General features: G+C 45.0%; 21 protein-coding genes. 12 read left to right on the top strand and 9 right to left on the bottom strand.

What is annotated here, in order from left to right; all coding sequences use genetic code 11:
* Positions 1–249: 249 nt before the first annotated feature.
* The 4 genes from BP95_RS34260 (at position 250) to BP95_RS0113250 (ending at position 3,412) form a co-directional block, all read left to right on the top strand.
* The gene (locus BP95_RS34260; protein WP_051614082.1) at positions 250–1,002 is read left to right on the top strand and encodes a type 2 periplasmic-binding domain-containing protein; all 753 of its coding nucleotides are present in this window, start codon (positions 250–252) and stop codon (positions 1,000–1,002) included.
* Entirely contained in the window at positions 890–1,606 is a 717-nt protein-coding gene (locus tag BP95_RS34255; RefSeq protein WP_269321449.1) for an extracellular solute-binding protein, read from the top strand. The genes BP95_RS34260 and BP95_RS34255 overlap by 113 nt, the downstream gene beginning before the upstream one ends.
* Before the next feature lie 95 nt (positions 1,607–1,701).
* Positions 1,702–2,286, top strand: a complete 585-nt coding sequence (locus BP95_RS0113255) for an RNA polymerase sigma factor (RefSeq protein ID WP_021253464.1) — start codon at positions 1,702–1,704, stop codon at positions 2,284–2,286.
* On the top strand, positions 2,267–3,412 hold the full coding sequence (locus tag BP95_RS0113250) for a DUF4179 domain-containing protein (protein WP_028532424.1): 1,146 nt from the start codon (positions 2,267–2,269) through the stop codon (positions 3,410–3,412). The genes BP95_RS0113255 and BP95_RS0113250 overlap by 20 nt, the downstream gene beginning before the upstream one ends.
* 49 nt (positions 3,413–3,461) lie before the next feature.
* Here BP95_RS0113250 and BP95_RS0113245 read toward each other — a convergent pair whose 3' ends face one another.
* Positions 3,462–4,208 carry a YggS family pyridoxal phosphate-dependent enzyme gene (locus BP95_RS0113245; RefSeq protein ID WP_036667056.1) on the bottom strand — a complete coding sequence of 249 codons (747 nt, stop codon included), beginning with the start codon at positions 4,206–4,208 and terminating at the stop codon, positions 3,462–3,464.
* A gap of 259 nt (positions 4,209–4,467) precedes the next feature.
* Between BP95_RS0113245 and BP95_RS0113240 the strand changes: the two genes are divergently transcribed.
* Positions 4,468–4,758 carry an ArsR/SmtB family transcription factor gene (locus BP95_RS0113240; protein WP_028532422.1) on the top strand — a complete coding sequence of 97 codons (291 nt, stop codon included), beginning with the start codon at positions 4,468–4,470 and terminating at the stop codon, positions 4,756–4,758.
* Positions 4,755–7,235: a DsrE/DsrF/DrsH-like family protein gene (locus BP95_RS0113235; RefSeq protein ID WP_028532421.1), complete on the top strand. Its 2,481-nt coding sequence runs from the start codon at positions 4,755–4,757 to the stop codon at positions 7,233–7,235. The genes BP95_RS0113240 and BP95_RS0113235 overlap by 4 nt, the downstream gene beginning before the upstream one ends.
* 281 nt (positions 7,236–7,516) lie before the next feature.
* Here BP95_RS0113235 and BP95_RS31930 read toward each other — a convergent pair whose 3' ends face one another.
* The 5 genes from BP95_RS31930 to BP95_RS0113210 form a co-directional block, all read right to left on the bottom strand.
* Positions 7,517–9,625: a M56 family metallopeptidase gene (locus tag BP95_RS31930; protein WP_051614080.1), complete on the bottom strand. Its 2,109-nt coding sequence runs from the start codon at positions 9,623–9,625 to the stop codon at positions 7,517–7,519.
* Positions 9,625–10,035 (bottom strand): BlaI/MecI/CopY family transcriptional regulator, encoded by a 411-nt coding sequence (locus BP95_RS0113225; RefSeq protein ID WP_021253470.1) that lies wholly within the window; start codon positions 10,033–10,035, stop codon positions 9,625–9,627. Before BP95_RS0113225 ends, BP95_RS31930 begins: the two co-directional genes overlap by 1 nt.
* A gap of 510 nt (positions 10,036–10,545) precedes the next feature.
* Positions 10,546–11,097: a GNAT family N-acetyltransferase gene (locus BP95_RS0113220; protein ID WP_021253471.1), complete on the bottom strand. Its 552-nt coding sequence runs from the start codon at positions 11,095–11,097 to the stop codon at positions 10,546–10,548.
* 64 nt (positions 11,098–11,161) lie between these two features.
* Positions 11,162–12,601: an alpha/beta hydrolase family protein gene (locus BP95_RS0113215; protein WP_028532420.1), complete on the bottom strand. Its 1,440-nt coding sequence runs from the start codon at positions 12,599–12,601 to the stop codon at positions 11,162–11,164.
* A 126-nt stretch (positions 12,602–12,727) separates the two neighbouring features.
* Positions 12,728–13,315, bottom strand: coding sequence for an NAD(P)H-dependent oxidoreductase (locus tag BP95_RS0113210; protein ID WP_021253473.1), 588 nt, complete (start codon positions 13,313–13,315; stop codon positions 12,728–12,730).
* A 124-nt stretch (positions 13,316–13,439) separates the two neighbouring features.
* On the opposite strand from BP95_RS0113210, the gene BP95_RS0113205 reads away from it, so the two are divergent.
* Positions 13,440–13,877: a MarR family winged helix-turn-helix transcriptional regulator gene (locus BP95_RS0113205; RefSeq protein ID WP_021253474.1), complete on the top strand. Its 438-nt coding sequence runs from the start codon at positions 13,440–13,442 to the stop codon at positions 13,875–13,877.
* A 106-nt stretch (positions 13,878–13,983) separates the two neighbouring features.
* On the opposite strand, the gene BP95_RS0113200 is transcribed toward BP95_RS0113205, so the two are convergent.
* On the bottom strand, positions 13,984–14,400 hold the full coding sequence (locus tag BP95_RS0113200) for an NUDIX hydrolase (protein ID WP_028532419.1): 417 nt from the start codon (positions 14,398–14,400) through the stop codon (positions 13,984–13,986).
* A 162-nt stretch (positions 14,401–14,562) separates the two neighbouring features.
* On the opposite strand from BP95_RS0113200, the gene BP95_RS0113195 reads away from it, so the two are divergent.
* The 3 genes from BP95_RS0113195 (at position 14,563) to BP95_RS0113185 (ending at position 17,690) form a co-directional block, all read left to right on the top strand.
* Positions 14,563–15,489 carry a phosphotransferase family protein gene (locus BP95_RS0113195; RefSeq protein WP_028532418.1) on the top strand — a complete coding sequence of 309 codons (927 nt, stop codon included), beginning with the start codon at positions 14,563–14,565 and terminating at the stop codon, positions 15,487–15,489.
* Positions 15,490–15,577: 88 nt separating this feature from the next.
* Entirely contained in the window at positions 15,578–16,483 is a 906-nt protein-coding gene (locus tag BP95_RS0113190; protein WP_028532417.1) for a Gfo/Idh/MocA family protein, read from the top strand.
* A 637-nt stretch (positions 16,484–17,120) separates the two neighbouring features.
* Positions 17,121–17,690: a hypothetical protein gene (locus BP95_RS0113185; protein ID WP_021253478.1), complete on the top strand. Its 570-nt coding sequence runs from the start codon at positions 17,121–17,123 to the stop codon at positions 17,688–17,690.
* Between the two features lie 232 nt (positions 17,691–17,922).
* On the opposite strand, the gene BP95_RS0113180 is transcribed toward BP95_RS0113185, so the two are convergent.
* Both BP95_RS0113180 and BP95_RS0113175 read right to left on the bottom strand, forming a co-directional pair.
* On the bottom strand, positions 17,923–19,029 hold the full coding sequence (locus BP95_RS0113180; protein ID WP_028532416.1) for an alpha/beta fold hydrolase: 1,107 nt from the start codon (positions 19,027–19,029) through the stop codon (positions 17,923–17,925).
* A gap of 94 nt (positions 19,030–19,123) precedes the next feature.
* Positions 19,124–19,717, bottom strand: coding sequence for a TetR/AcrR family transcriptional regulator (locus BP95_RS0113175; RefSeq protein ID WP_028532415.1), 594 nt, complete (start codon positions 19,715–19,717; stop codon positions 19,124–19,126).
* Between the two features lie 231 nt (positions 19,718–19,948).
* Here BP95_RS0113175 and BP95_RS0113170 point away from each other — a divergent pair, with 231 nt between their 5' ends.
* Both BP95_RS0113170 and BP95_RS0113165 read left to right on the top strand, forming a co-directional pair.
* The gene (locus BP95_RS0113170) at positions 19,949–20,899 is read left to right on the top strand and encodes a sigma-70 family RNA polymerase sigma factor (RefSeq protein WP_021253481.1); all 951 of its coding nucleotides are present in this window, start codon (positions 19,949–19,951) and stop codon (positions 20,897–20,899) included.
* A gap of 71 nt (positions 20,900–20,970) precedes the next feature.
* Complete coding sequence (locus tag BP95_RS0113165; RefSeq protein WP_036667054.1) at positions 20,971–21,411, top strand: VOC family protein; 441 nt, start codon at positions 20,971–20,973, stop codon at positions 21,409–21,411.
* The last annotated feature ends 40 nt before the right edge of the window (positions 21,412–21,451 follow it).

Genomic DNA, 21,451 nt, shown 5'->3' with positions numbered 1-21,451 from the left:
CGTTGCCGTATCGCTTATGTTTGTATTGTACGGCAGGCACGCTTGAGCCAGTTAGTGTACGATGTCACCAACTGCATATGACAAATGTCAGGAATGAGGTGGCAGTATTCGAATTGCTGCGAGCCTCATTTTCTTCAAGGCCACTTTTTAAAGCAACCATTTATCCTGTGCCATAATTTTTGCAGCCCCGTCACAAAACGGCATGTCTGTCCGTTGTATAGGCAGAAAAGGAGAGATAGCATAAAAAAGATGTGGAAGCTAGGAATTGCACTGATACTGATCATTCCTTTGCTAGGTGGTTGCTACGGGGAACAACAACAAAATGAGAACTTGGAAAGTGAAAAAATCAAAGTCATGTACCATGATGAACCGTCGTTCTATAACGATTACGGGAATCTCTTCAAGATGAAGAACCCAAAAATCGAATTCGATGTCATTAGCATGAATAACGTGCTCGCAAATCGCGAGCAAAATGGCGCTTGGGACGATCATGCAGAATTGAAAAAATTAATTGAGACATACAAACCTGATGTGCTGCTGCTAAACGAGAATTTGTTCGAAGATTATGCGCGGCAGGAACGGCTGTACGACATCGAAACTATGATTGCGAAGGACAAATTCGATATTGACGCAATTTCTCCCGGACTTATCGAAATGATTAGAGGGAAAGGAGATGGCAAGTTATACGGATTAGCTCCGTCTTTTTATGCGGATGTCCTATATTTCAACCGCGATTTGTTCAAGCAGCATCATATTGATATGCCGACGAACAAGATGACCTGGAAGCAATTGTTTGAACTGTCGAGAAGATTCATCAACACGGGCACTGGCGAAAAGAAAATAGTTGGATTATATCAGGACTACGGTGTGGATCCAGATGTTACAGGAGATCGCGTCTTCCTCCGGGTTACGATTACTCGATGCAAAGGCAGACAGGCTGCTTATCAACTCAGACGGTTGGAAAGAAGCAATCAAACTCGTAACAAATGCCGTACGCGATAAATTCATCTACCTGCAGGCTTCAAATCAAAATAGCGAGGAGATGGCCGAAGCCTTTTATAGAGGTCAGGCTACGATGACAATCAATGGGCCTTGGCTTGCAAAAGAATTGAAAGCACGAGCTCTCTTCGACAGTGCATCGAAATCGTTCGAATGGGATATCGCCACAATGCCTGTTGACCCTTCCTCCCCAGATGAATCGGCAAATGTACATGTCTCGGAAATTTATGCGGTATCCGAAGACTCACCAAATAAGCAGGCGGCATGGGAGTTCGTCAAGTTCGTAAATAGCGCGGACATGGTTTCGGCCGCTTCACGGACGGCAAATGGAAAATTGCCCGCACGCTCTGGTGTGCTCAAAGATATTGAAGGCAAAAGCACGGAACCTTTCTATCTGCTTACGCCCAAAACAACGCCTTCTTTTGAGGAATCTCTAGGCAGTACAGCCGCTTCTAAAGAGTTCAATCAATTATTCCAACCTGTCTTATCAGAGGAACTGCAATCGATTATTGATGATAATCAGACCGTCGAGGAAGCGATAGCCGTGTTGGAAGTGAAGGGACAAGAAGCACTGCAAAAAGCAAAAAGCAAAAAAGCCGAAAAATAATGTACTGAAAAAGTGCTCTTATCACCCGAAAGTGAAGTTATACAATAAAAAGGTGTTATTAAGCCGGGCTGTATGAAAGGAGGATCCATACGGCTATGCCATCCAGCTCAGAATATCAAACTGTTGGGACTTTAGAACGTGCCATTGCTCAAGTCAAGTGCGGAGATAAAGAAGCGTACACCTTTATCATCCATCGATTTCAGAAACAAATTTATTTATATTGCTACTATTTGTTGGGCAGCAAGGAAGAAGCCGAGGACGCTGTTCAGGACATATTTATTAAAGGCTTTCAACGTATACACCTTTTCGAGCCTCAGGTATCTTTTTCAGCCTGGATATATAAGATCGCCTACAATCATTGCTTGGATATTTTGAACCGTAGAAGCAGGCTCCGAAAAATACTGTTCCTGCTGAAACGAGATCAAATCAATAATCAAGAACTTCCGTATGAAAATCTGGTTTATCAATTGCTGGACAAGCTTTCTGCAGAAGAGCGGCATATTTTGTTGTTAAGGGCCGTGGAAGAATATAGCTTCGATGAAATTAGCGAGATTATGGATTTAAAGCCATCGACAATTCGCAAAAAATATGAACGTTTGCGGAAAAAGCTGCTTCGCTATCAAGCCAATCCATTCACAGAGGAAGGAGGTCTTCATAAGCATGTCATCAAGCCATCGTAACGGTGTAGATAGCGAACAATTAGAGGCATGGATTCGCCAGACGCCGACAAATCCTGATTTTACGGGGCAAATTATGAGCCGATTGGACACTGGGTCTCTATTTGTTGATGCCTCACGTACAACACGTCGTAGTACAGCAGTTCGTTCCATTGTCACATCGATTGCTGCAGCAGCCGCTGCATTCGTCTTATTAATAGGGGGCTCCTTTCTGTCTCCCACGGTAGCCGAGTCAATGAGACATGTGCCGGGCGTGAGCAGTCTTTTTCGTTTTGCGGGAGATTTAGGTCTGCAGGCGGCCGACGAAAAAGGACTTGTCACCTCATCTGAGCAGAGCCTAACCCATCATGGTCTGACACTTTCGATTCCAGTAGCAGCCTATGACGGAGTACGAGTGGCAGTTGGTATTGAACGATCGAGCCTATCAGGGTTGCAGGAGAGCAGTAGCCGCAATACCTTGATGGAATCTTTGAGTGATATCCAACTCCTTATTGATGGAAAAAGTATTGCCGATTATGCATACAACCAGCACTCGGTTGGCATCATTACTGTCCCAGGGGAAAATGAAAATTCGGCAATCCTTATGTTCTCTGATATGCGAAATCAAGAAGGAATATCCTTGCCCGACAAGTTCGATTTAACGGTAAAGCTTACCGTGTCAGACATACAGGAGCCCTATCAAATGACGATTCCCGTTTCCATGCAATCAAATGATTCAGTCGTCATGAAGCCAAACATTTCGAAATCTAGCAGTCCATTCACCATCAAGTACAATAAAATAGAATTGACGCCGTTTACGACGAGTCTTGCTGCAAGGCTGGAAATATCGAAAGACGATCCGCTTACGGCCAACGATCTACCGTTTGGATTCGAAATCTACGATAATAAGGGGCGCACAGTCAAATTGCTAAACGGTTCAGGACTACATGAGGATAACGGGAAAACGATCCTGTTCAATTTGCTTTATCAGCCTTACGACCCTATTCCTACGTCTATTACGATCAAACCTTATATAAGTCTTATCAACGAGCATGATAAATCCCAATTCAAGCTTGGAGCAGACGGCCAACCACTCATCAAATATATCCCCGAGCTCGAAGTTACATTACCCGTTGAAACTCCAAAATAGAAAAGGAGAGAGCCCCACTGCTCTCTCCTTCCATCCTTATTTCATCCATTTATTCCGATTTCGCGTTCTCATTCCAATAATGATTATCTGGATAAATACGCTTGCCGAAAATTGCCGACCCAACCCGCACCAGTGTCGAGCCCTCCTCGATTGCCGTCTCGAAGTCTCCGGACATCCCCATCGACATAACTTCCATGCTGACATTCGGCAATGCAAGCTCCTCTGCTTCACGACGGATATTTTGCAGCAGCTTGAAGCATTTGCGCACCTTGTCTTGATCGTCAGTGAACAGCCCAATTGTCATGAGCCCCTTAATGCGGAGCGTGTCCAACTTGGCTACCTCTTGAATTAATGCGAGTGCATCCTCTGGGGCAGCACCGAACTTGCTATCCTCATACGACGTATTCACTTGGATAAGGATATCCATCGTGCGGCCTTCCTTTTGCAGCCGCTCATGGAGTGCCGTAGCCAGCTTCATGCGGTCAACGGATTGAACGCATGTTGCGAATTTGAGCACATCCTTGACCTTGTTTGTTTGCAAATGGCCGATAAAGTGGAAGTCTAGCGACGGATTAGCCGAGGTAAGCGGCTCCCGCTTCTGCAGCCCTTCCTGCACTTTATTTTCCCCAATTAAGTTCTCCCCTGCATCTAATGCCATCTGAATTCGTTCAACCGGAACTGTCTTCGTAACGAGCATCAGCTTCACTTCCTCGGGATTGCGCCCACTGCGCTTGCATGCCTGCTCGATACGCTCACGGATCACTCGTATGTTATGTTCAATATCGTTTAATTGCATCGTTATCACCACATTATTTTAGTATTTATGTCCATTCTAGCATACCTGTTCGGGTAAGGCTGTCACCTTCTGCACAATATAACGCTGAATCCGGCACCTCCCTTTCCATTTATTAGTTTCAACTTCTTGTGTTGATTTTATTTCCCTTATATATTAATATCGTAATATAACGATATAACGATTTATTAAGTGTATGAGTTCATGTACAAAATGAACCATTCCATCTTTTCACTTTCCTATAAATCAAAGGAGACATGATATGAATAACGACTATGAACGTTTTAATGATACTGCCGAGCTGTTAAAAGCTCTGGCACATCCTGTTCGCCTCTGTATCGTGAAGGGGCTGCTGGATAAGGGAAGCTGCAATGTATCCTTCATGCAGGACTGCCTAGGCTTGCCGCAATCGACGGTATCCCAACACCTACAGAAGCTGCGCAGCATGGGCATTGTAACCACACATCGCAACGGCCTAGAAGTGAACTATCGGGTAGAGAACGAGAAGGTAAAACAGTTCGTTGAAGCATTTTTCGGGGAGGAGACATCATGAGCAAAAAGGTATTGATCGTTGGAGGAGTAGCTGGAGGGGCTTCTGCCGCAGCACGTCTGCGCAGACTGGATGAGGATGCCCACATTGTCATGTTCGAGAGGGATGCTTATGTATCGTTCGCCAACTGCGGGCTTCCCTACTATATCGGAGATACCATTCAAGATCGCAACAAGCTGTTCGTGCAGACACCAGAAGCTATGCACCGCCGGTTCAATATCGATGTGCGCGTGCACAGCGAGGTCATCAGCATTGATACACAAGCGAAAAAGGTACGGGTACGCAGCAAAGAGAAAGGGGAATATGAGGAATCGTATGATTCACTGATTCTGTCCCCTGGTGCGAAGCCGGTACGTCCGTCTCTTCCTGGTATTGAGAGCGAGCGCATTTATACGCTTCGCAACATTCCGGATACGGATCGCGTGAAGACGCGCGTGATGGAAGGTGGCACCCGCTCTGCTGTCGTCATCGGCGGCGGATTCATCGGGGTGGAGATGGCCGAGAATTTGCGCGAAATTGGGCTGGACGTCACGTTGGTTGAGGCTGGACCAGCAATTCTTGCTCCATTTGACACAGAAATGGCCGGAATTCTGTCTAAGGAGATGGAACAGCACGGTACATCTCTCATTGTAAATGACCGCGTTCAATCGTTCCGTGATACGAACGGCGGGATTGAAACGCAGCTGGCCAGCGGCAAAGTGCTCACAAGCGACATGGTCATTCTCGCAATCGGGGTAGCACCTGATACGGGCTTTATTCGAGACAGTGGCATTGAGCTGGGGCCACGAGGTCACATCATTGTGAATGATTTTTTGCAGACCAATGTAGAAGACGTTTATGCCGTAGGAGACGCTGTTGAGGTTGTCGACTTCGTCAATGGGACGAAGACAGCGATCCCGCTTGCAGGGCCAGCCAACAAGCAAGGGCGTATCGCAGCAGACAATGTGAGCGGAATTGGCACTGCCTATAAAGGCTCGCAAGGAACATCTATCCTGAAGGTGTTCGGATTAACGGGTGCTGCAACAGGGAATAACGAAAAAACATTGCAACGATTAGGTTTGCCGTACAAGGTAACTTATGTGCATCCAAATTCCCATGCCGGGTACTATCCAGGTGCCAAGCCAATGACAATAAAGCTGATCTTTAATGAGGAAGGCAACGTACTAGGCAGCCAGATTGTCGGTTATGACGGTGTGGACAAACGGATGGACGTCATTGCTACGGTTATACGCTTAGGCGGCACCGTCACCGATCTTACGGAGCTTGAATTGTCCTATGCACCACCGTATTCTTCCGCTAAAGATCCCGTGAACATGGCCGGGTATACTGCCGAGAATATATGGACAGGAGCTGTGAACGCGTTTACGCCTGCCGATCTGGAACAGCGCGACCCACAAGCTACGATGCTTGTTGACGTGCGTACGGATATGGAGCATCAGAACGGTCATATTCCTAACTCCCTGTCTATTCCTGTAGATGAACTAAGAAGCCGTCTGAATGAGCTCGATCGGGAGAAAGAAATATGGGTCTACTGCCAAGTTGGTTTGCGCGGTTATACGGCGTCACGCATCCTAAGTCAGCATGGCTTCAAGGTGAAAAACTTAACGGGTGGATATAAGACATACCAGCATGCACAATATACCCCCGGACAGGTTACGCCGCCTGCCAGGCCTGACCAAGACACGTCTGGGAATCCGGTAAAAGAAAGCAATGAACAGAAAGATACACAGTACTCCTTCGATCGTACCCTGGACGCATGTGGTTTATGCTGCCCAGGGCCGCTCATGCAAGTGAAGCAGCATATGGATTTGCTGCAGGAAGGTCAAGTGCTGAAAGTAAATGCATCTGATCCCGGCTTCTATGAGGATATCCAAGCTTGGGTGGGCATGAGCAAGCAGGAGCTGCTGCATGTGCAGACACACACGGATGGGACGATTGAAGCCCATATACGCAAGCTGCCGCCTACCTCCGCGGAGGATTTGCAACAGGCAGACAATCGCAGTGTATCATCGGATCGCAGTACCATGGTCGTGTTCAGCGGCGATCTCGATAAAGCAATCGCCTCCTTCATTATTGCGAACGGAGCTGCTGCTTCGGGAAAGAAAGTGACTCTGTTCTTCACCTTCTGGGGTCTGAATATTTTGCGCAAGCCGAACAAGGTTCCCGTCAACAAGAGCTTCATCGGCAAAATGTTCGGTGCGATGATGCCACGAGGAAGCAAGAAGCTGGGCTTGTCGAAGATGAACATGATGGGTATCGGACCGAAAATGATTCGCTCAGTGATGAACAATAACAATGTATCTTCACTAGAAGAGTTGATTGAATCTGCGATCCAGCAGGGTGTCGAAATCGTTGCCTGCCAGATGTCGATGGACGTCATGGGCATTGCCCATGAGGAGCTTATCGACGGCGTTACCATCGGCGGCGTAGGCTACTATTTAGGCAAGGCTGATCAATCAGGCATTAATTTGTTTATTTAATATATCAATCAGAGCAATCAAATCGATAGGAAAACTCCAACTAAAGGAGGCTGCAGATCAACGATCTGCAGCCTTTTTACTTACTCTTCAGTTCCCTTTTCCCCATTTTCCAGCCACTCTATTTTAATGCTTCTTTGGTTTACACCCAAACCAGAAATCACCGGGTATTACCCCGAAGTCCATAAGTCAAGAGATACCTAGGTATTCACTATCTATGTTGATTCTGGCGGAAAACAGATGGCAGGCAATTTATTTTTTCTGCATTTTGGTATCTATAGCGTTTAATACCCCCCGCTTGCAGCTCTACTTCCAGACATCAGGTATACCACGTTTTTGTCGGCATCCAATGCAGCCCTCACTATCGTTGCTTCTGCCTTGGCGCCTTTGTCGTCCTTGTCGTACTTGAAGAAGCAGTAATCCCCAAATAAGTTATCCCTCTTCACTTCATATCCCGTAATGTCTATATTGAACAACTTTTTTGCCATCGGAGCAATCACTTCTTTTGCTTCTTTTACCGGAATCTCTTTGTCTGTCTTCACCTTTTCTGTCGTTTTATGAATTACATTAAGTACCTTGCCCGACTCTGCTTCTATCTCAACTAAAACACCGTTGCCTTCCAGTTCCCACTTAGATAGATTGATGTTGTTTTTAAAGTCAAATTCGCCAGGAATAAGTTTAGCTTCTGTAAAATTAAACTCTTGATCTAAAGCCGTTTTCACCGCGTCTGCTGCTGTTTTTAGCAATTTCCCTTCAATTTCTTGCGCCTCAACTTTAATCATGTATCCCATAGACTCTAGTTCCGACGATCCTTTGGATTTAACTAGAAGGACTTCAAAGTCTTTGCCCTTAAACGTATACCATACTTCCCCATTAAAAACAGCCTTCTTATCATCATACACTCGTATCGCTTTCACTTCATTTCCAAAAGCATATGTTTTTTTGGGATATCTCTTCTTTAGCTCTTGAATGGCCTTCTCCTGATCCTTTTTACTGATTTTATTGATTGGGACTAATCCAGAAACCGACCATACTCCACCTGTTTTAGTGCTATATTGGATTTTATATTTTCCGTCTACTGATTTAACCTCTGCATTCACTTTGTTTGAATCAATTATCATCTCGCCAACATCCTGCAACTTTATATCTTTCCCTGCAAATTGCTTTACCACTTTATTCAGCTTTTCTTTCATCGTCTTGTCGATTTGAACTTCCTTCTTATCCGATTTCTGCTGCTCTTGTACAGCCGCAGCAACGGGTGCGCTCGCTGCGTTGCTTTCCCTAGCATTAACCAATGTCACACTACCAAGCGCGAGAATCATTCCGATCCCCAGAATGGACAAGCGATAAGATTTTTTGTTGAATTGTTTGATCATCATAAGTCTCCTTTTCATTTCTTTATGTGTCGAGGACAAGCTGGCAAGCCCCGGCTGATGATGGCTGCCTGAAACATGCTCCAGTACATGAATAATGGTTTGTCCGTATGCTCTATTTTGCTGCGGATCCATCCGATCCAAGACGCATGCATCGCAAGCCATCTCCTGGGCCTGCCTTGCTTTATGTGCAGCAAGCCATATCAATGGATTGAACCAGTGGAGAATCAGGATGACGTGTATCACCCAATTCACAATCACATCCCGCCGCTGAATATGTGCGAACTCATGCGCCAGAATATATTGAAGCTGCTCCTTCTGTAGCGTGACGAGCAGACTTGGAGCAATAACGATCGCAGGTTTATGAAAACCGACTACGGCAGGTCCAGGAATCCGTTCCGATGCGACAAATCGTACGTTACGATTTATGCCCAATCGCTGCTTTGTCTCTTGAAACACGCCCGATAAAAAAGGCGTATCGATGACTCGGCCTGCACGCAGCGCCCGCTTTAATCGAAGCTGGTCGTATACCGTTTTCGCAGCAAGAAACAATCCCCCCGCAAGCCATACCAGCATAAGCCCATTGATAAACCCAAGTTGCTTGATCCGGTTCCACCAGAAACCGCGCCCCTGCACGGTCTCCGATTCATGGGATAGAGCAGGCATTTCCGAAGTTCCACCTGTTTCCGGCTGTACATATCGCTCACCATGCACCGCCACTTTACCTGCTCTCCCCGCGTCCCTCAAAACTTGGGGATCATGGGTCATCTGATGAATTCCAGGCGCTACATCCTTCAGAGAGAACACATTGTACAAGCTAAGCGAAGATTCCGGCGCCCAAGGAAGCAGCAGACGAATCGCCACAGGCAGCCAAATCAAATATTTCCATCTTGCTTCTAGCTTGTTTTTTAATAAAAATTGCAGGGTCAGGATTAGTAGAACCAGGATACCGGCCATAAATGATCCGCGAATCAACCAGCCAAAAAACGATAACAAGCTTGCATGTAATGTTGGGCCCATCAGCTATTTCTCTTTTCCGGCCCGCCGTCTATACAGCTTTCATCAAATAAAGCCTTCAGATCCTCAATTTCCTGCGCATTTAGCTTTTTATCGTCTAAAAAATTGGCCAGCATGGGCTTTAATGCACCGCCATATAACCTTTTTATAAAGGATCTGGTTTCAAACCGTAAGAATTCCTGCTCGCTAATAATGGGGTAGAATAGCTGGTTGCGCTTCGAACCCTTTTCCATCTTCGTACCAGCAGCTTCCTTCTGCACCAGCCGACTGAGGAATGTCCGAGTCGTATTCGGGCTCCAGCCCATTTTCTCTGCCATCAGCTTTACGACTTCGCCGGAAGGGCAATCCGGAATATCCCATAATACTCGCATAATTTCTAGCTCTGCATCCGTAATCGATGGTATTTGCTTCATGCATGTAACCTCCAAAGTCAATTTAATCAGACTACGTATGTAGTTGGAAAACAATGCTAGACTTGTAGTTTGATAAAATCCGAAGAAATGGAGATGCCGTGTTCGTATATACCACCTCCCTACCAGTATTAGTTTTTGGGTAAGCATGCGCTGAGTGCTCATCGTTAAAGGTGTAAAGATTTCTTCTCTGCCACTAGATCAACGATGAACAGCACTGCTGTTGAATGGCTACTTTTAATATTACGTTCTTTATATAGCACCCCCTTATGGTTATCATTAAAACTACAATTGTAGTCATGTATATACTACAGTTGTAGTTTTATGTTTGTCAATACCTTTGTTACGAAAATAACCCATCTTGCTATGCCTATTTGAAAGCGGGCTAAAGCTCAATTTGTTTCGGTTGCACAAAATACACAACATCAAAGAGCCATAGAGTGCTGCCTTCCACAGGCGGACATTCTATGGCTTTCCTATTTATCTTGAATTGCATCTACTCAGTGACCAAGTTCATTCCTGCATCGCATCGTATTCACTGCGCACTAAGCCAAAAATGAGTTCATCATGATATTGCCCCTTCGTAAATATCATCTCCCGAAGTCGCCCTTCCTGTAGGAACCCTAGGCGCTTGTGCAGCGCAATTGATGCCTCGTTGTACGCATATACATGCGCAATCACCTTGTGATAACGCAGCTCTTCGAAATAGTAACGGAGCAATACCTGAATTGCATCCGATGCATAGCCCTTACGCCAATGTTCTCGGAAGATCGATACGCCGTACTTGAATGTGCCGTTCCGCTTATCCACGCCATGCGTGTTCATTCCGCCCACCATTTCACCCGCAATCGTCTCAATGGCAAACCGAAATTGATCACTTTCCGGCACTGCAGCTGCCCGCTGGTCCGTCCATATTCGCGCACCCTCTTCGGATCTTGGAAAATGAACCTCATCGCATAATCGGGCAGTTTCCGTATCATAGTCATTGTTGTGGAACTTCTCCCAATCGCTTGGGACTATAGCGCGCAATCTAACCTTCCGTCCTTCCCAAATATGAAATACCATTTCGCTCCCCCTCATGGAAATTACTTCTCCATCATCTTGTTCATACATACCGCTTTAGTTGTTCTTAGCCTCTCTCCAGTGAAAATTCCGGATTGTCACCAAGATTTTGTTCCATCTTCTCGAAAGGTTGCCCCTTTAAGTAATGGTTAAAGAAATCAAGCGAGTATTCGTTAATGAGGCGATGTACAGGGCGTAAATTTACCCCTTCAGCCTTCTCGAGTAGAGGCGATAGCAGATAGAAGTCGCAGAAGGCTAAATGATCCATGTTTTTAATTTTCATCCAGTAGTTTCCTCCCTCTGCAACATGCTTATATCGTTCAAATATGTCACCGAAGTACTTGTATAAAGCTTTTCTCGTTGTACCTTGGGCAGCTGCTAACTGGTTTGCACCGGCAAGCGTTCTATCCGCACTCATCATCAACAACGGCTTCTTCACCCCGCCTTCCGGAATCCGGAGCTGACCAAATAAGCCGCCGTCCAAATTAATAGCTGCCTTAATTCTTGCGTCTGACATCAGCATTTGAACACTGGTTGCTCCACCGTAGGAATGACCGAACATACCGACGTTCTTCAAATCCATTCTTCCTGTAAAGCGATGGTCTGGATCGCCCTGTGCCAGCTTCTCCACTTGATTGACTACAAATTTGGCATCCTCCACCCATACCTTGTTCAGTTCATCCAAGTGCTCAACTGACGGATCCTGGGGAATAAAATTCGCAACGCGGCCATCATCGAACACCGATGTAATGCTATTATACGTGTGATCAATACCCACAACGATATACCCATAACTGACCAATTGTTCGATCTGGAAGGTGTTATGGCTCTTATGCCCACCCATTCCATGAGAAAACAGCAGTACTGGGTAAGCAGCTTCTTTACCGGATATCTCGGCATTTTCGATCGCATGTGTCTTGACGAATTTCATGCTTGTAAAAAACATTTTAGGCATATCGAAAGTTTGGCTGTACGCATTTACAAACACATCCGGATTAGATACATAAGGTGCGGTTTTTCCCTGTGCGCTCGAACTAACTGGATACCAAATTTGCACCATCAGTTCGCGCTTGTCACCCTTTTCTGGGGTAAGTGTTTCTTCACGCCGCTCATCCTTCCAATCATACGTTACTGTCCCAATCTTATACGGACCTGTAGGTTCTTCGAATGTGAACACCGGGAACAAGAGAGGCAGAAACACAGTGATAAGGGAATATAGCACTGCCAGCATAGCCACAAGAATTTGCTGAACTATGGACTTCTTTCCCTTCACTTCCTTCGATCTGAACAGATATCGTGCTGCAAGGATACAGATCGGCAGAAACGTTATCACATAGGCCGGAACCATCTCCCAACGCAGTCCCTCGATGAGTCCATGCAGCAGCACGAATATGGAAGATATGATGAAACTAATGAACAGCATTTGCTTTGTTTTGCTCCTTGCAAATAGCAGCCAACCAAGCAATAAAACATGAATGACGACTAACAGCAGTTCAAACGATCTCATAAGAATTGCACCCTCCCCATTTATGGCTTACAGCGGTGAATTTCAACATTAGATCCGTCTGTAAGGAGACATTCAAAACTTATAATTTATTCGTCATCCTCAACAATATGAACCCTGCTCAGGTGTTTAATGATACATAAATTTGAAATAATTGTAAATATTAATTAATTTTCTGTCGTGCTTGCCCTTCGGACTTTCCATGTTCCCGAATTCAAAGAACTTCACTTTTTTGATACCTACATACTGAAACAAGGCCCTTTTCATCAACACTTTATGCACATTGCGATAAAAGAAAAATGGATACAGGGTAGGACCCTTCATTGTAGATATACAAACAACCGATTTCCCTTTCAGCAGCCCTTCAGGCAGCAAGCCTCCGTTGTCTCGATAGGCGAAGTCAGAAGCAAATAACTGATCAATGTAGCCGAGCAGCATCGCAGGCGGACGCAGCCACCAGATCGGATACACAAACACCAACTTATCTGCCCAGCGTATCTGCTCACGATACTTCTCCAGGGTCGGATCGAGGTGCATATCTCTCCTCCGCTTCGTCTTGTGGAACACAAGTACTGGATCGAAGTCCTCTTCATATAAATCAAGAACCTGAATTTCTTCCACGTTCTTATTCTCTGTACACCCTTGTATGATTTGTTGTAAAAAGGCGTAACTCAAACTACTATGATTCGGATGCGTATATACGATTAACACCTTCATCTTCCCACCGCCATTTAGTTATCATTTGATAACTAAAAGATACCAACCCACCTATATAGTTGTCAAATGATAATTGTTTATTGATAATTGATTTGTTATCGTGTTCTGGTAAGAGGTGATTTTTGTGGACAAGAAAGCTCTGTTTCATCAATTCGTGAGCTTTACAACCTCCGTGCACGAAGTGACGCATGAATTAACGAGGGACATTAAGCCAGAGGATATTACACCCGTTCAATATCGTATTTTGGAATATATCGCGGTCAGCCAACCTGTTACCTTAAGCCAAATTAGCGATTGCATGCACATGTCTATGCCAAATACGAGCCGGGAACTGAGGAAATTAACGGAAAAGCATCTATGTGAAAAACTGGAGTCCACGGATGATAGACGCAAGCAAATGATCCAACTCTCGGAAACTGGACAAGCTATGATGGAAGAGGCCTTTGGGCGGATTAGCGAGCGTTTCTTCGAGCGAATTAAGAATTCCTCAGAAGAAGACTTGAAGGACATACAGCGGGCATTAGAGCTTCTCCAATCCCATGTGTTCGATGTAAAGAGGTAAGTCACAGCACAGCTTTTGTGAAAAGGAGTAAATACAAACTTGGTTTCTAGTATAGAAAAAGACGAAGGAACACGCCCATGTAGCGTCTGCCTTCGTCTTTTCCTTTTCAATCACCTAGAATCGTATCCTTGTACATATTCACCTGCTCGATCATATGACCGATATTGCCTTCTCCTGCATACAAGGTCATGTCGAAGAAATCGTGGGTCAGCTCCGACCAGTACAATTCATTCTCATCGCCATGAATCGCGACGTCATGCTTCAACTTGCCCACATAGACTTCCACATAACATTTTTGATAGTGGTACGTGAAGTCCATCAGGTGGTGCAGCGTGATATCCCCTTTGGAAATGCTCGTTTCTTCCGCCAGCTCTCGATAAGCACTTTCGATTCCTGCTTCACCAGCCTCTATTTTACCGCCGACTAGATTATTTAGTCCTTTGTACGGTTCTTTTAATCGTTTGCACATCAATAATTTGTCGAGTTCTTTATTGTAAACCATGATGACATTATAGCCCTGCATCTCTTCATCTCCCGATTCACAATTAACAAAAAATGGGTCCCGAAAAGTATCGAGACCCTATTCAACATCATAGCAAACCGGTCATTATAAGTCTATATTTTTTTGGGTTTTCGTGTAAAATTCTCCTCTGTAAGATGAACCCCATCATTCAGGAGGAAGCATATGATTCCAGAACGTCTATCTGCCTATACCAACAGAATCCCTTTGCTAGCTGAAGTAACCGAGTGGGCACTTTTACGAAAGTGGGCGCTATCCGAAGTGTATCGCATCACTTTACGTACAGGTGAAACTCGCATATTGAAATGGGGCGGCAAAGAAATGGCTCAAGAAGCCGCCAATTACCGTCACCTCGTGAAACCTTTGCACATATCAGCCCCTCGCATTTATGAATATTATGAATCGGAACGCAGTGCGGTCATGATTATGGAGGATGCCGGGCAGTACAATTTGGAGCAGCGTCCCAGCTCGGCGCTCTTTCTGGAAGCTGCAAGAGCGTTAGCTAGAATTCGAGATACAGCTGCGATGCATATCAAGCAGAATATTCCGAGCAGTCTCATTCATCAATACACCGAGACAGCTGCCGATTTCTTGGCGCTTGCGAAAGATCTCCTTCACTCGCCTCGTCTAACTGGCCATCCTGCCCTCGGCAAACTACAGGACATATTGCCGCAACAGCTGGAGAGACTATATCGCACTCAGCCCCTTACACTCGTGCACCATGATTATCATGCGAAGAACTTGCTCATTCAGGGGACACAGATTATGCCGATTGACTGGTCGCTTTCGTATCTAAGTCCCCATTTAGGCGACTTGCATTGTCTCATTGATGAAGCTCGAGAATATAGTCATGTCCCTAGAGAAGAGATGTTGTCCGCATTCCATAGCGCGATGGAGCAGAATTGTTCGATGGATCAGCTTAAATGGCAAGTGAACGTCGGTGGGGTATGCTGGCTTGTAAAAACGCTGAAATGGCTTGTCTATGGCGGAACCGATACAATCCCAGGTTCAGATGCGTGGATTCCGGATTTGATGGATGAGCTAGAATTGCTCGTGAATAGAATAGAGCAGCCTCCTGGCCGCTTAGTCTAAAACATATAGCCTGAAACCTGTGTCTCAGGCTATACTGTACTCAATCTATGGAATAAACGGAATCTATGGATATGAAGGGGGAACCAACATGAAAATCGGCATGATCGGTATCGGTGATATCGCACGCAAAGCATACTTGCCTGTACTAGGAACCCGTACGGATATTGAACTGTCCATTGCCAGCCGCAATCAAGAAGTGGTCGATGAAGTTGGTCGGCAATATCGTATTCGCAACCAATTCTCTACCGTGCAGGAATTGATCTCTTCTAACATCAATGCCGCTTTCGTACATACTTCAACGGAATCGCATGTAGATATGTTGCGTCAGCTTATCACTGCAGGAATTCATGTATTTGTAGACAAGCCCATCGCCTATACATTGCATGAATCGGAGGAAATCGTTTCTCTGGCTCAACAGCAAAACGTGCAGCTCATGGTCGGATTTAACCGTCGGTTCATGCCGATGTACAAAGGAGCAAAAGAAACCATTCCGGCAATCGAAACTGCCTTCATGCAAAAGAATCGAACCGGCCCCTTGTCGCCAATCCGGCAGACGGTTTTTGATGATTTCATTCACGTGGTAGACACGCTGCTGTACTATGTAGGCGAACCAGAGACGATTACGGTCAACGGCAAGGTCGAGGATGGCTTACTGCATTACTTAGTCCTTAACTTGGTGGGCAAGAAGACGACCGGGCTCGCAATGATGAACCGACAAACGGGAATAACGGAAGAACGACTGGAAGTCATGGGATGTCAGCAGAAGATCGTCGTCCATAACTGCGTTCATAAGACAACGTATGTAAACAACACCGAACAGCAGTCCACATTCGGGGATTGGACTCCCGTTCTCTATCGCCGCGGGTTTGTTGATATGATCGACCATTTCATCAGCTGTGTGAAGAGCGGAGACGAGTTTTTATCCAGTGGAGCAAAGTCACTGCTGACTCATCGCATCTGTGAAGATATCTCGCAACAGTTAGAGATATTATGATTCGCCTTTGCACCTGTAGCATCAACTGCCGCATGGGCTTATATATTGAGTGACAACAGGGAACCCGTTGGCCCCTTAGGTTAAAGACATACTATGCGAAGCAGTAGCAAATTTGTATTGAGCCATTTCACATCCACCTTACTCGTGTGTAGTCTCGACAACTACATGTTATGTAAGAGATATGAACATGGCTCTTTCCGCTGCCTTCCTCCCTATCTTCTTCATACTGCAATACATCCATCATTTAGTAGGAATATGACCAGATGCCAGATTCACGTACCTCAAATCAGCTTTGCAAGCCCAACCGCAACTTAAAGACCACCCCATTTCCAATCCAACAATGGAAATAATACCTATTTATGAACTTGATGTTGAAAAGAATTTATCTGAACTGCTTTGAAAATTGTCCTGTATGGAAATTGTGGTAATAAATGGCTTCATTTCAAACGCCGACTGTAATATATTTGGTTATAACTGCCGATAGACGATGTAGATAATGGACAATTTATCCTTCATGGCAGCTCCATCTCTTCTGAACAAAAATCGGGGAAATCGAAAGATGGCATACCTTTGTATGCGGAACTAGGGTAGCAGAATGGCTTTAAAAAAGAAAAGATATGAAATGGGGTCATGAGAAGTGAATGCTGTCAAAGTAATCGTCGCCCTGGTCGCAAGTATTGTGGCTGGAGGCGCTTATGCCTGGGTAACTAACCAATGGTCAGATCTTGTCCCGGTATACCCATTAATTTTAGCTGGATTGCTGTATCTGCTTATACTATGGGTATCCAAAAAGAAAAGCACCGTGATCTCGCTCGGTGTCCTGCTCGGCATTGTAGCCATTGCTGCGAATCTGTTCATCGGCATGGAGTTATTGAAAAAAGATCTCCAGACTCAAATGACAAAAGCGGGCAGCTTCACTGGTAGCGATGCGGAGATTAAGAGTGCGGTCAATGAATTTCTCGATGAACGGTTAATGGAAATGACCGGATATAAAGGCATTGTCGGGTACACGATCAACCTGACGAGTGGCGAGATCACGACCAAGACTGGAAGAACTGTCGGTGATGATGAGTCGTCTCCAGCCGGCGTAGTCTTCCAGGTCGCTAAGTTCGGTATCATACTGCTAGGTCCGGCCATTATGGGCTGGAGAAGAAAAGAAGAAAATCAAGAAGAGATTGCCGGCGCTGAGGTATCCAACAACGCCTAATCGTTCCGGCAGCCCTATTGACCAGAGCGTCTATCCAATATAACGCTCTGGCCGATTCCCCTACACCTGAATAAGGTGCGAGACGCCTTACACATGAGGCGAGATTTGTCATGTCTATCATAGCGAGCTGCCCTCGGCAGCGCGGCAGCAATACGTTTAGCGGTGGAGCTATATACTTCACCGCTGCTTCGTATGCCGGTTACACCCATCTCTCCCGAAATGTAATTTTGACTTACTTTGTCGTCATCATACTATTCACTCGCTCAAAAATATCAAATAACGCCTCGTTGAATATCCCCTTTCGTTCAAGCATGGCAATATGCCCCGCATCTGGAATGGAGTGAAATTGCTTGAGCGGTGCTTTAATGGTCGAATAGAATTCCCGTGCCAGTGGATAAGGTGTTTGCCAGTCCCGCTCGCCATGTATATAAAAAACAGGGACTTCGAATGCAGCACCCATCGACGCCAAATCGAACGACTCCATTAAATACTTCCAAATATGACGTTGTCCATCTCCAAATGCCCCAGAGATAAAGAAATAGCGCATATCCTTGAATGTATAAAACGGAGAGCTTAAAGCATTGCCAATCAACTCAATTGTAGGGCCAGCCGCTAACTTATATTTACTTTGAAATTTACGAACCTTTTTAACCTTCCTAATCATTTCACCATCAAATGTATTTGGAGGGTAAGGCTTCAAACGAAGTAGAGCTCGAACATCGTTTTCGTTGCCCGCTTCTTTTGCCGACTCTAGTACTTTTTCGTAACCGACACGTTCATTATCAATCATATTGACAATCTGCCCGACACCGATATAAGCCTGTACAAGCTCAGGGTATTTTTTAGTGAACAGGCTACCTAGTACCGATCCCCATGAATGCCCCAAAATGATAATCTTCTCTTTGCTGTACTTATTTTTTAAATACTGTACAACCTCATAAGTGTCCTGAACGATACGGTCAACCGTGGTTGTTGGCGTGACTTGTTTCGGATCATTGTTAAAATAGGTTTTGCCACAGTTCCTTTGATCCCAGTGCACAACCGTAACGTGCTTCTCCCATGGGATCTGAAACTCTTGGGCAAATGGCAATATCGTCTCTCCCGGGCCACCATGCAAAAACAGAAGTACAGGATTGTCAATGTCCTCGCCTCGATGGTGCAAATATTGCGAAATGCCGCCGATCGTTACGAACTCCCTACAATCAATACCGTTGCTCGTGGGAGCAATGCGAATTTGATTGGCCTTCTTCTTTTTCTGATACTGGACAAGCAGAACCAAGCAAGCCGTCCCTAACATGATAAGCAGTCCGCCTAAAATAACGATCCATAATATGATCATAGCTACCTCCAATAATCGATATAACCTCGCCTCTGCTCAAGCAAACCATTGCAACCAATCCACTGTGATGGTCTACAGTCTATTAGGAATTCTCTCATCGCCGGACTCCCCCTGCCATATAGTCGGCAATAGAATGGACGAGTATATCCAGGGCCTTCTCTTTACCTCGCTCACCAAAAGTTATATCTGCCGAACCGACATAATGGAGTGCATTCATTAAATAAGCTAGCACATCCATCTCGCATTCTGATTCATCAATGCCGCAAAGCGATAGTGTCCTGCTAAAATAGTCGTTTGATTTCAAGGTCTCCCATTCGGACACCTCTTCAGGAAGCTTGCGAAGCAGATACTCGAAATCCGATGGAGACACGTAAAGGACAATACTGTCTCCAGCCAGATAAATCTCCTTCAATGCCTTTACAATCTTCTCTTTCACATTTATTTTTTCGGATAGAACGGACTCTACTCTCTCAAAAATTCGACTCTCGTTCTGCTTGATGATCGCATAAAGGGATTCTTCCTTGGAATTGTAGTAGGAATAAAAGGAGCCTTTACCGATGTTGGTCGCTGTGGTGATGTCCTCCACCGTCACTCGCTTTATCCCCTTTTTGCGAATCAGCTCGATCCCTTTTGTATACATCGCTTCCCTCACCATTTGTTTTTCGTGCTCAGTGACAATCTTAGGCATAATCCCCCTCCTTTTTAATGACTATAAAATCATAATTCAGTCAATAAAATATTAAACCATTTTCCTATATATTACAATATGTTTTATAACTTCTTTTATAGTCTGGGAAATCCCGCGTTTAACCGCAATTTGTAAAAATACAGATTGATTACTTTTCCCAATATTTCCATGATATATTTGGTGAGAATGGTCTACATGGAATGTGTATGTCTTTATATAAGGGGGATTGGCATGGATGAGGATAAGCAGGGGATCGATATTCATCGATTCATAACCGAAGCTAGGAATGGAAATTTCGATGCTTTTCGCCAGATCGTTCTACAATATTCTAACGCTATGTTATCCGTTGCCTTCAGCATCATCGGGGACTTTCATGAAGCGCAGGATGCAACGCAAGAGGCTTTTACGAAATGCTATCGTCGACTACATACCCTAGACGATCCTTCAAAATTGGGCAGTTGGTTATATGCCATTGTTTATCGAACAAGTCTCGATTTCGTAAAAAAGAAAAAACAAACCTTGCCTTACGAAGGGGTGATTGCCCCCTCCAATAATAATATCGATACATGGTTAAATCAGCATATGACGCAAGAAACGATTTGGAATGCCATGCAGCATTTAGAGCAGACAAGTAAAATGGCCATCATGCTGCACTACTTAAGCGAATGGACAATGAAGGAAATCAGTCAATTCCTGAATATTTCTTTGTCCGCCGTAGAAAGCCGTATTCGGCGGGCCAGAGCAACGCTAAGGCGTCAGCTCACCGGCGAATTTGAGTCTTATTTCCGAATGCAGCGCCTAGATCGGAAGTTCGAACAGAAAGTCTCGGAACGAATATTAAGAAGCGCAGGTCATTTCTACATTCCCGTACTTCATCGAGAACGGGTATTAAATTGGTTCGTCCAGCATTTTCAACTGGGAATCAGCAGACATGGCAATCTTTTAGTAGAGTCTGGACATGAATTGTATTTACTGGAATGCCATACCCATCTACCAAGTGATTTGCCCTTATTGGCATTCGAGGTGTCCGATATAGAGGAGCTGTGGCATAAGCTGCAACATGACGAAGTCAAGTTGCAGTCGATCAATACGAACCCCTTTATCGGCAAATACTTCATTTTCTATGACCCTGACGGCAACTCATATCATGCGGTTGAACATAAAGAAAAAAGGAAAGCTTGAGGGCGACGGCTTTGATGAAGTCAGATCGTCTATATATAGAAATGTAAATTATGGTGAGAGGTGGAACTTTCATGGCCGAAAAAGAATCAATCAAAACAGAGGAGCAACAAGCAACACAAACACCGATGTTAAAGAGAGTCTCTCATAACTACTTACCCGTATCTAACGTGGAACTTGCATCCAAGTGGTACAAAGAGACATTAGGACTTTCAGTAAGACCCCGTGGATCTGCCGAAGGTGCCATCCTTGTGCTCTGTAACGGGCAATGGTTGTTCCTGCTGGAAACGAAAGAGAAGAAAACAGCAAACTTCATGACGGATCAATGGGAAGGCGACCAATATGAAATGTTCTCTCTGACATTCGAGGTTGATAATATCGTAGAGGTCCATAAACGACTTCGCGAAAGCGGCGTCTACGTCGAGCCGATAAGCGACCAAGGAAGCTGTGGTTTGCAATTCAAATTCAAAGACCCGGACGGAAACAAGTTCAATGTGTGGCAAGACGCAAAATAAACTGTTCATTCATAAGGGAACTTATTAATTCTTGTATCGT

Origin of the sequence: Paenibacillus sp. UNC217MF (assembly GCF_000686865.1) — a bacterium.
Lineage (GTDB): Bacteria > Bacillota > Bacilli > Paenibacillales > Paenibacillaceae > Paenibacillus_B > Paenibacillus_B suaedae.
The sequence above is the reverse complement of the archived record's forward strand: the minus strand, read 5'-3'. Positions and strand labels throughout refer to the sequence as shown.

What these genes read in the sequence shown, in the direction of transcription:
- BP95_RS34260 (WP_051614082.1), top strand. Translation starts at nt 250, where the DNA reads ATGTGGAAGCTAGGAATTGCACTGATACTGATCATTCCTTTGCTAGGT.
- BP95_RS0113255 (WP_021253464.1), top strand. Translation starts at nt 1,702, where the DNA reads ATGCCATCCAGCTCAGAATATCAAACTGTTGGGACTTTAGAACGTGCC.
- BP95_RS0113250 (WP_028532424.1), top strand. Translation starts at nt 2,267, where the DNA reads ATGTCATCAAGCCATCGTAACGGTGTAGATAGCGAACAATTAGAGGCA.
- BP95_RS0113245 (WP_036667056.1), bottom strand. Translation starts at nt 4,208, where the DNA reads ATGCAATTAAACGATATTGAACATAACATACGAGTGATCCGTGAGCGT.
- BP95_RS0113240 (WP_028532422.1), top strand. Translation starts at nt 4,468, where the DNA reads ATGAATAACGACTATGAACGTTTTAATGATACTGCCGAGCTGTTAAAA.
- BP95_RS0113235 (WP_028532421.1), top strand. Translation starts at nt 4,755, where the DNA reads ATGAGCAAAAAGGTATTGATCGTTGGAGGAGTAGCTGGAGGGGCTTCT.
- BP95_RS31930 (WP_051614080.1), bottom strand. Translation starts at nt 9,625, where the DNA reads ATGGGCCCAACATTACATGCAAGCTTGTTATCGTTTTTTGGCTGGTTG.
- BP95_RS0113225 (WP_021253470.1), bottom strand. Translation starts at nt 10,035, where the DNA reads ATGAAGCAAATACCATCGATTACGGATGCAGAGCTAGAAATTATGCGA.
- BP95_RS0113220 (WP_021253471.1), bottom strand. Translation starts at nt 11,097, where the DNA reads ATGGTATTTCATATTTGGGAAGGACGGAAGGTTAGATTGCGCGCTATA.
- BP95_RS0113215 (WP_028532420.1), bottom strand. Translation starts at nt 12,601, where the DNA reads ATGAGATCGTTTGAACTGCTGTTAGTCGTCATTCATGTTTTATTGCTT.
- BP95_RS0113210 (WP_021253473.1), bottom strand. Translation starts at nt 13,315, where the DNA reads ATGAAGGTGTTAATCGTATATACGCATCCGAATCATAGTAGTTTGAGT.
- BP95_RS0113200 (WP_028532419.1), bottom strand. Translation starts at nt 14,400, where the DNA reads ATGCAGGGCTATAATGTCATCATGGTTTACAATAAAGAACTCGACAAA.
- BP95_RS0113195 (WP_028532418.1), top strand. Translation starts at nt 14,563, where the DNA reads ATGATTCCAGAACGTCTATCTGCCTATACCAACAGAATCCCTTTGCTA.
- BP95_RS0113190 (WP_028532417.1), top strand. Translation starts at nt 15,578, where the DNA reads ATGAAAATCGGCATGATCGGTATCGGTGATATCGCACGCAAAGCATAC.
- BP95_RS0113180 (WP_028532416.1), bottom strand. Translation starts at nt 19,029, where the DNA reads ATGATCATATTATGGATCGTTATTTTAGGCGGACTGCTTATCATGTTA.
- BP95_RS0113175 (WP_028532415.1), bottom strand. Translation starts at nt 19,717, where the DNA reads ATGCCTAAGATTGTCACTGAGCACGAAAAACAAATGGTGAGGGAAGCG.
- BP95_RS0113170 (WP_021253481.1), top strand. Translation starts at nt 19,949, where the DNA reads ATGGATGAGGATAAGCAGGGGATCGATATTCATCGATTCATAACCGAA.
- BP95_RS0113165 (WP_036667054.1), top strand. Translation starts at nt 20,971, where the DNA reads ATGGCCGAAAAAGAATCAATCAAAACAGAGGAGCAACAAGCAACACAA.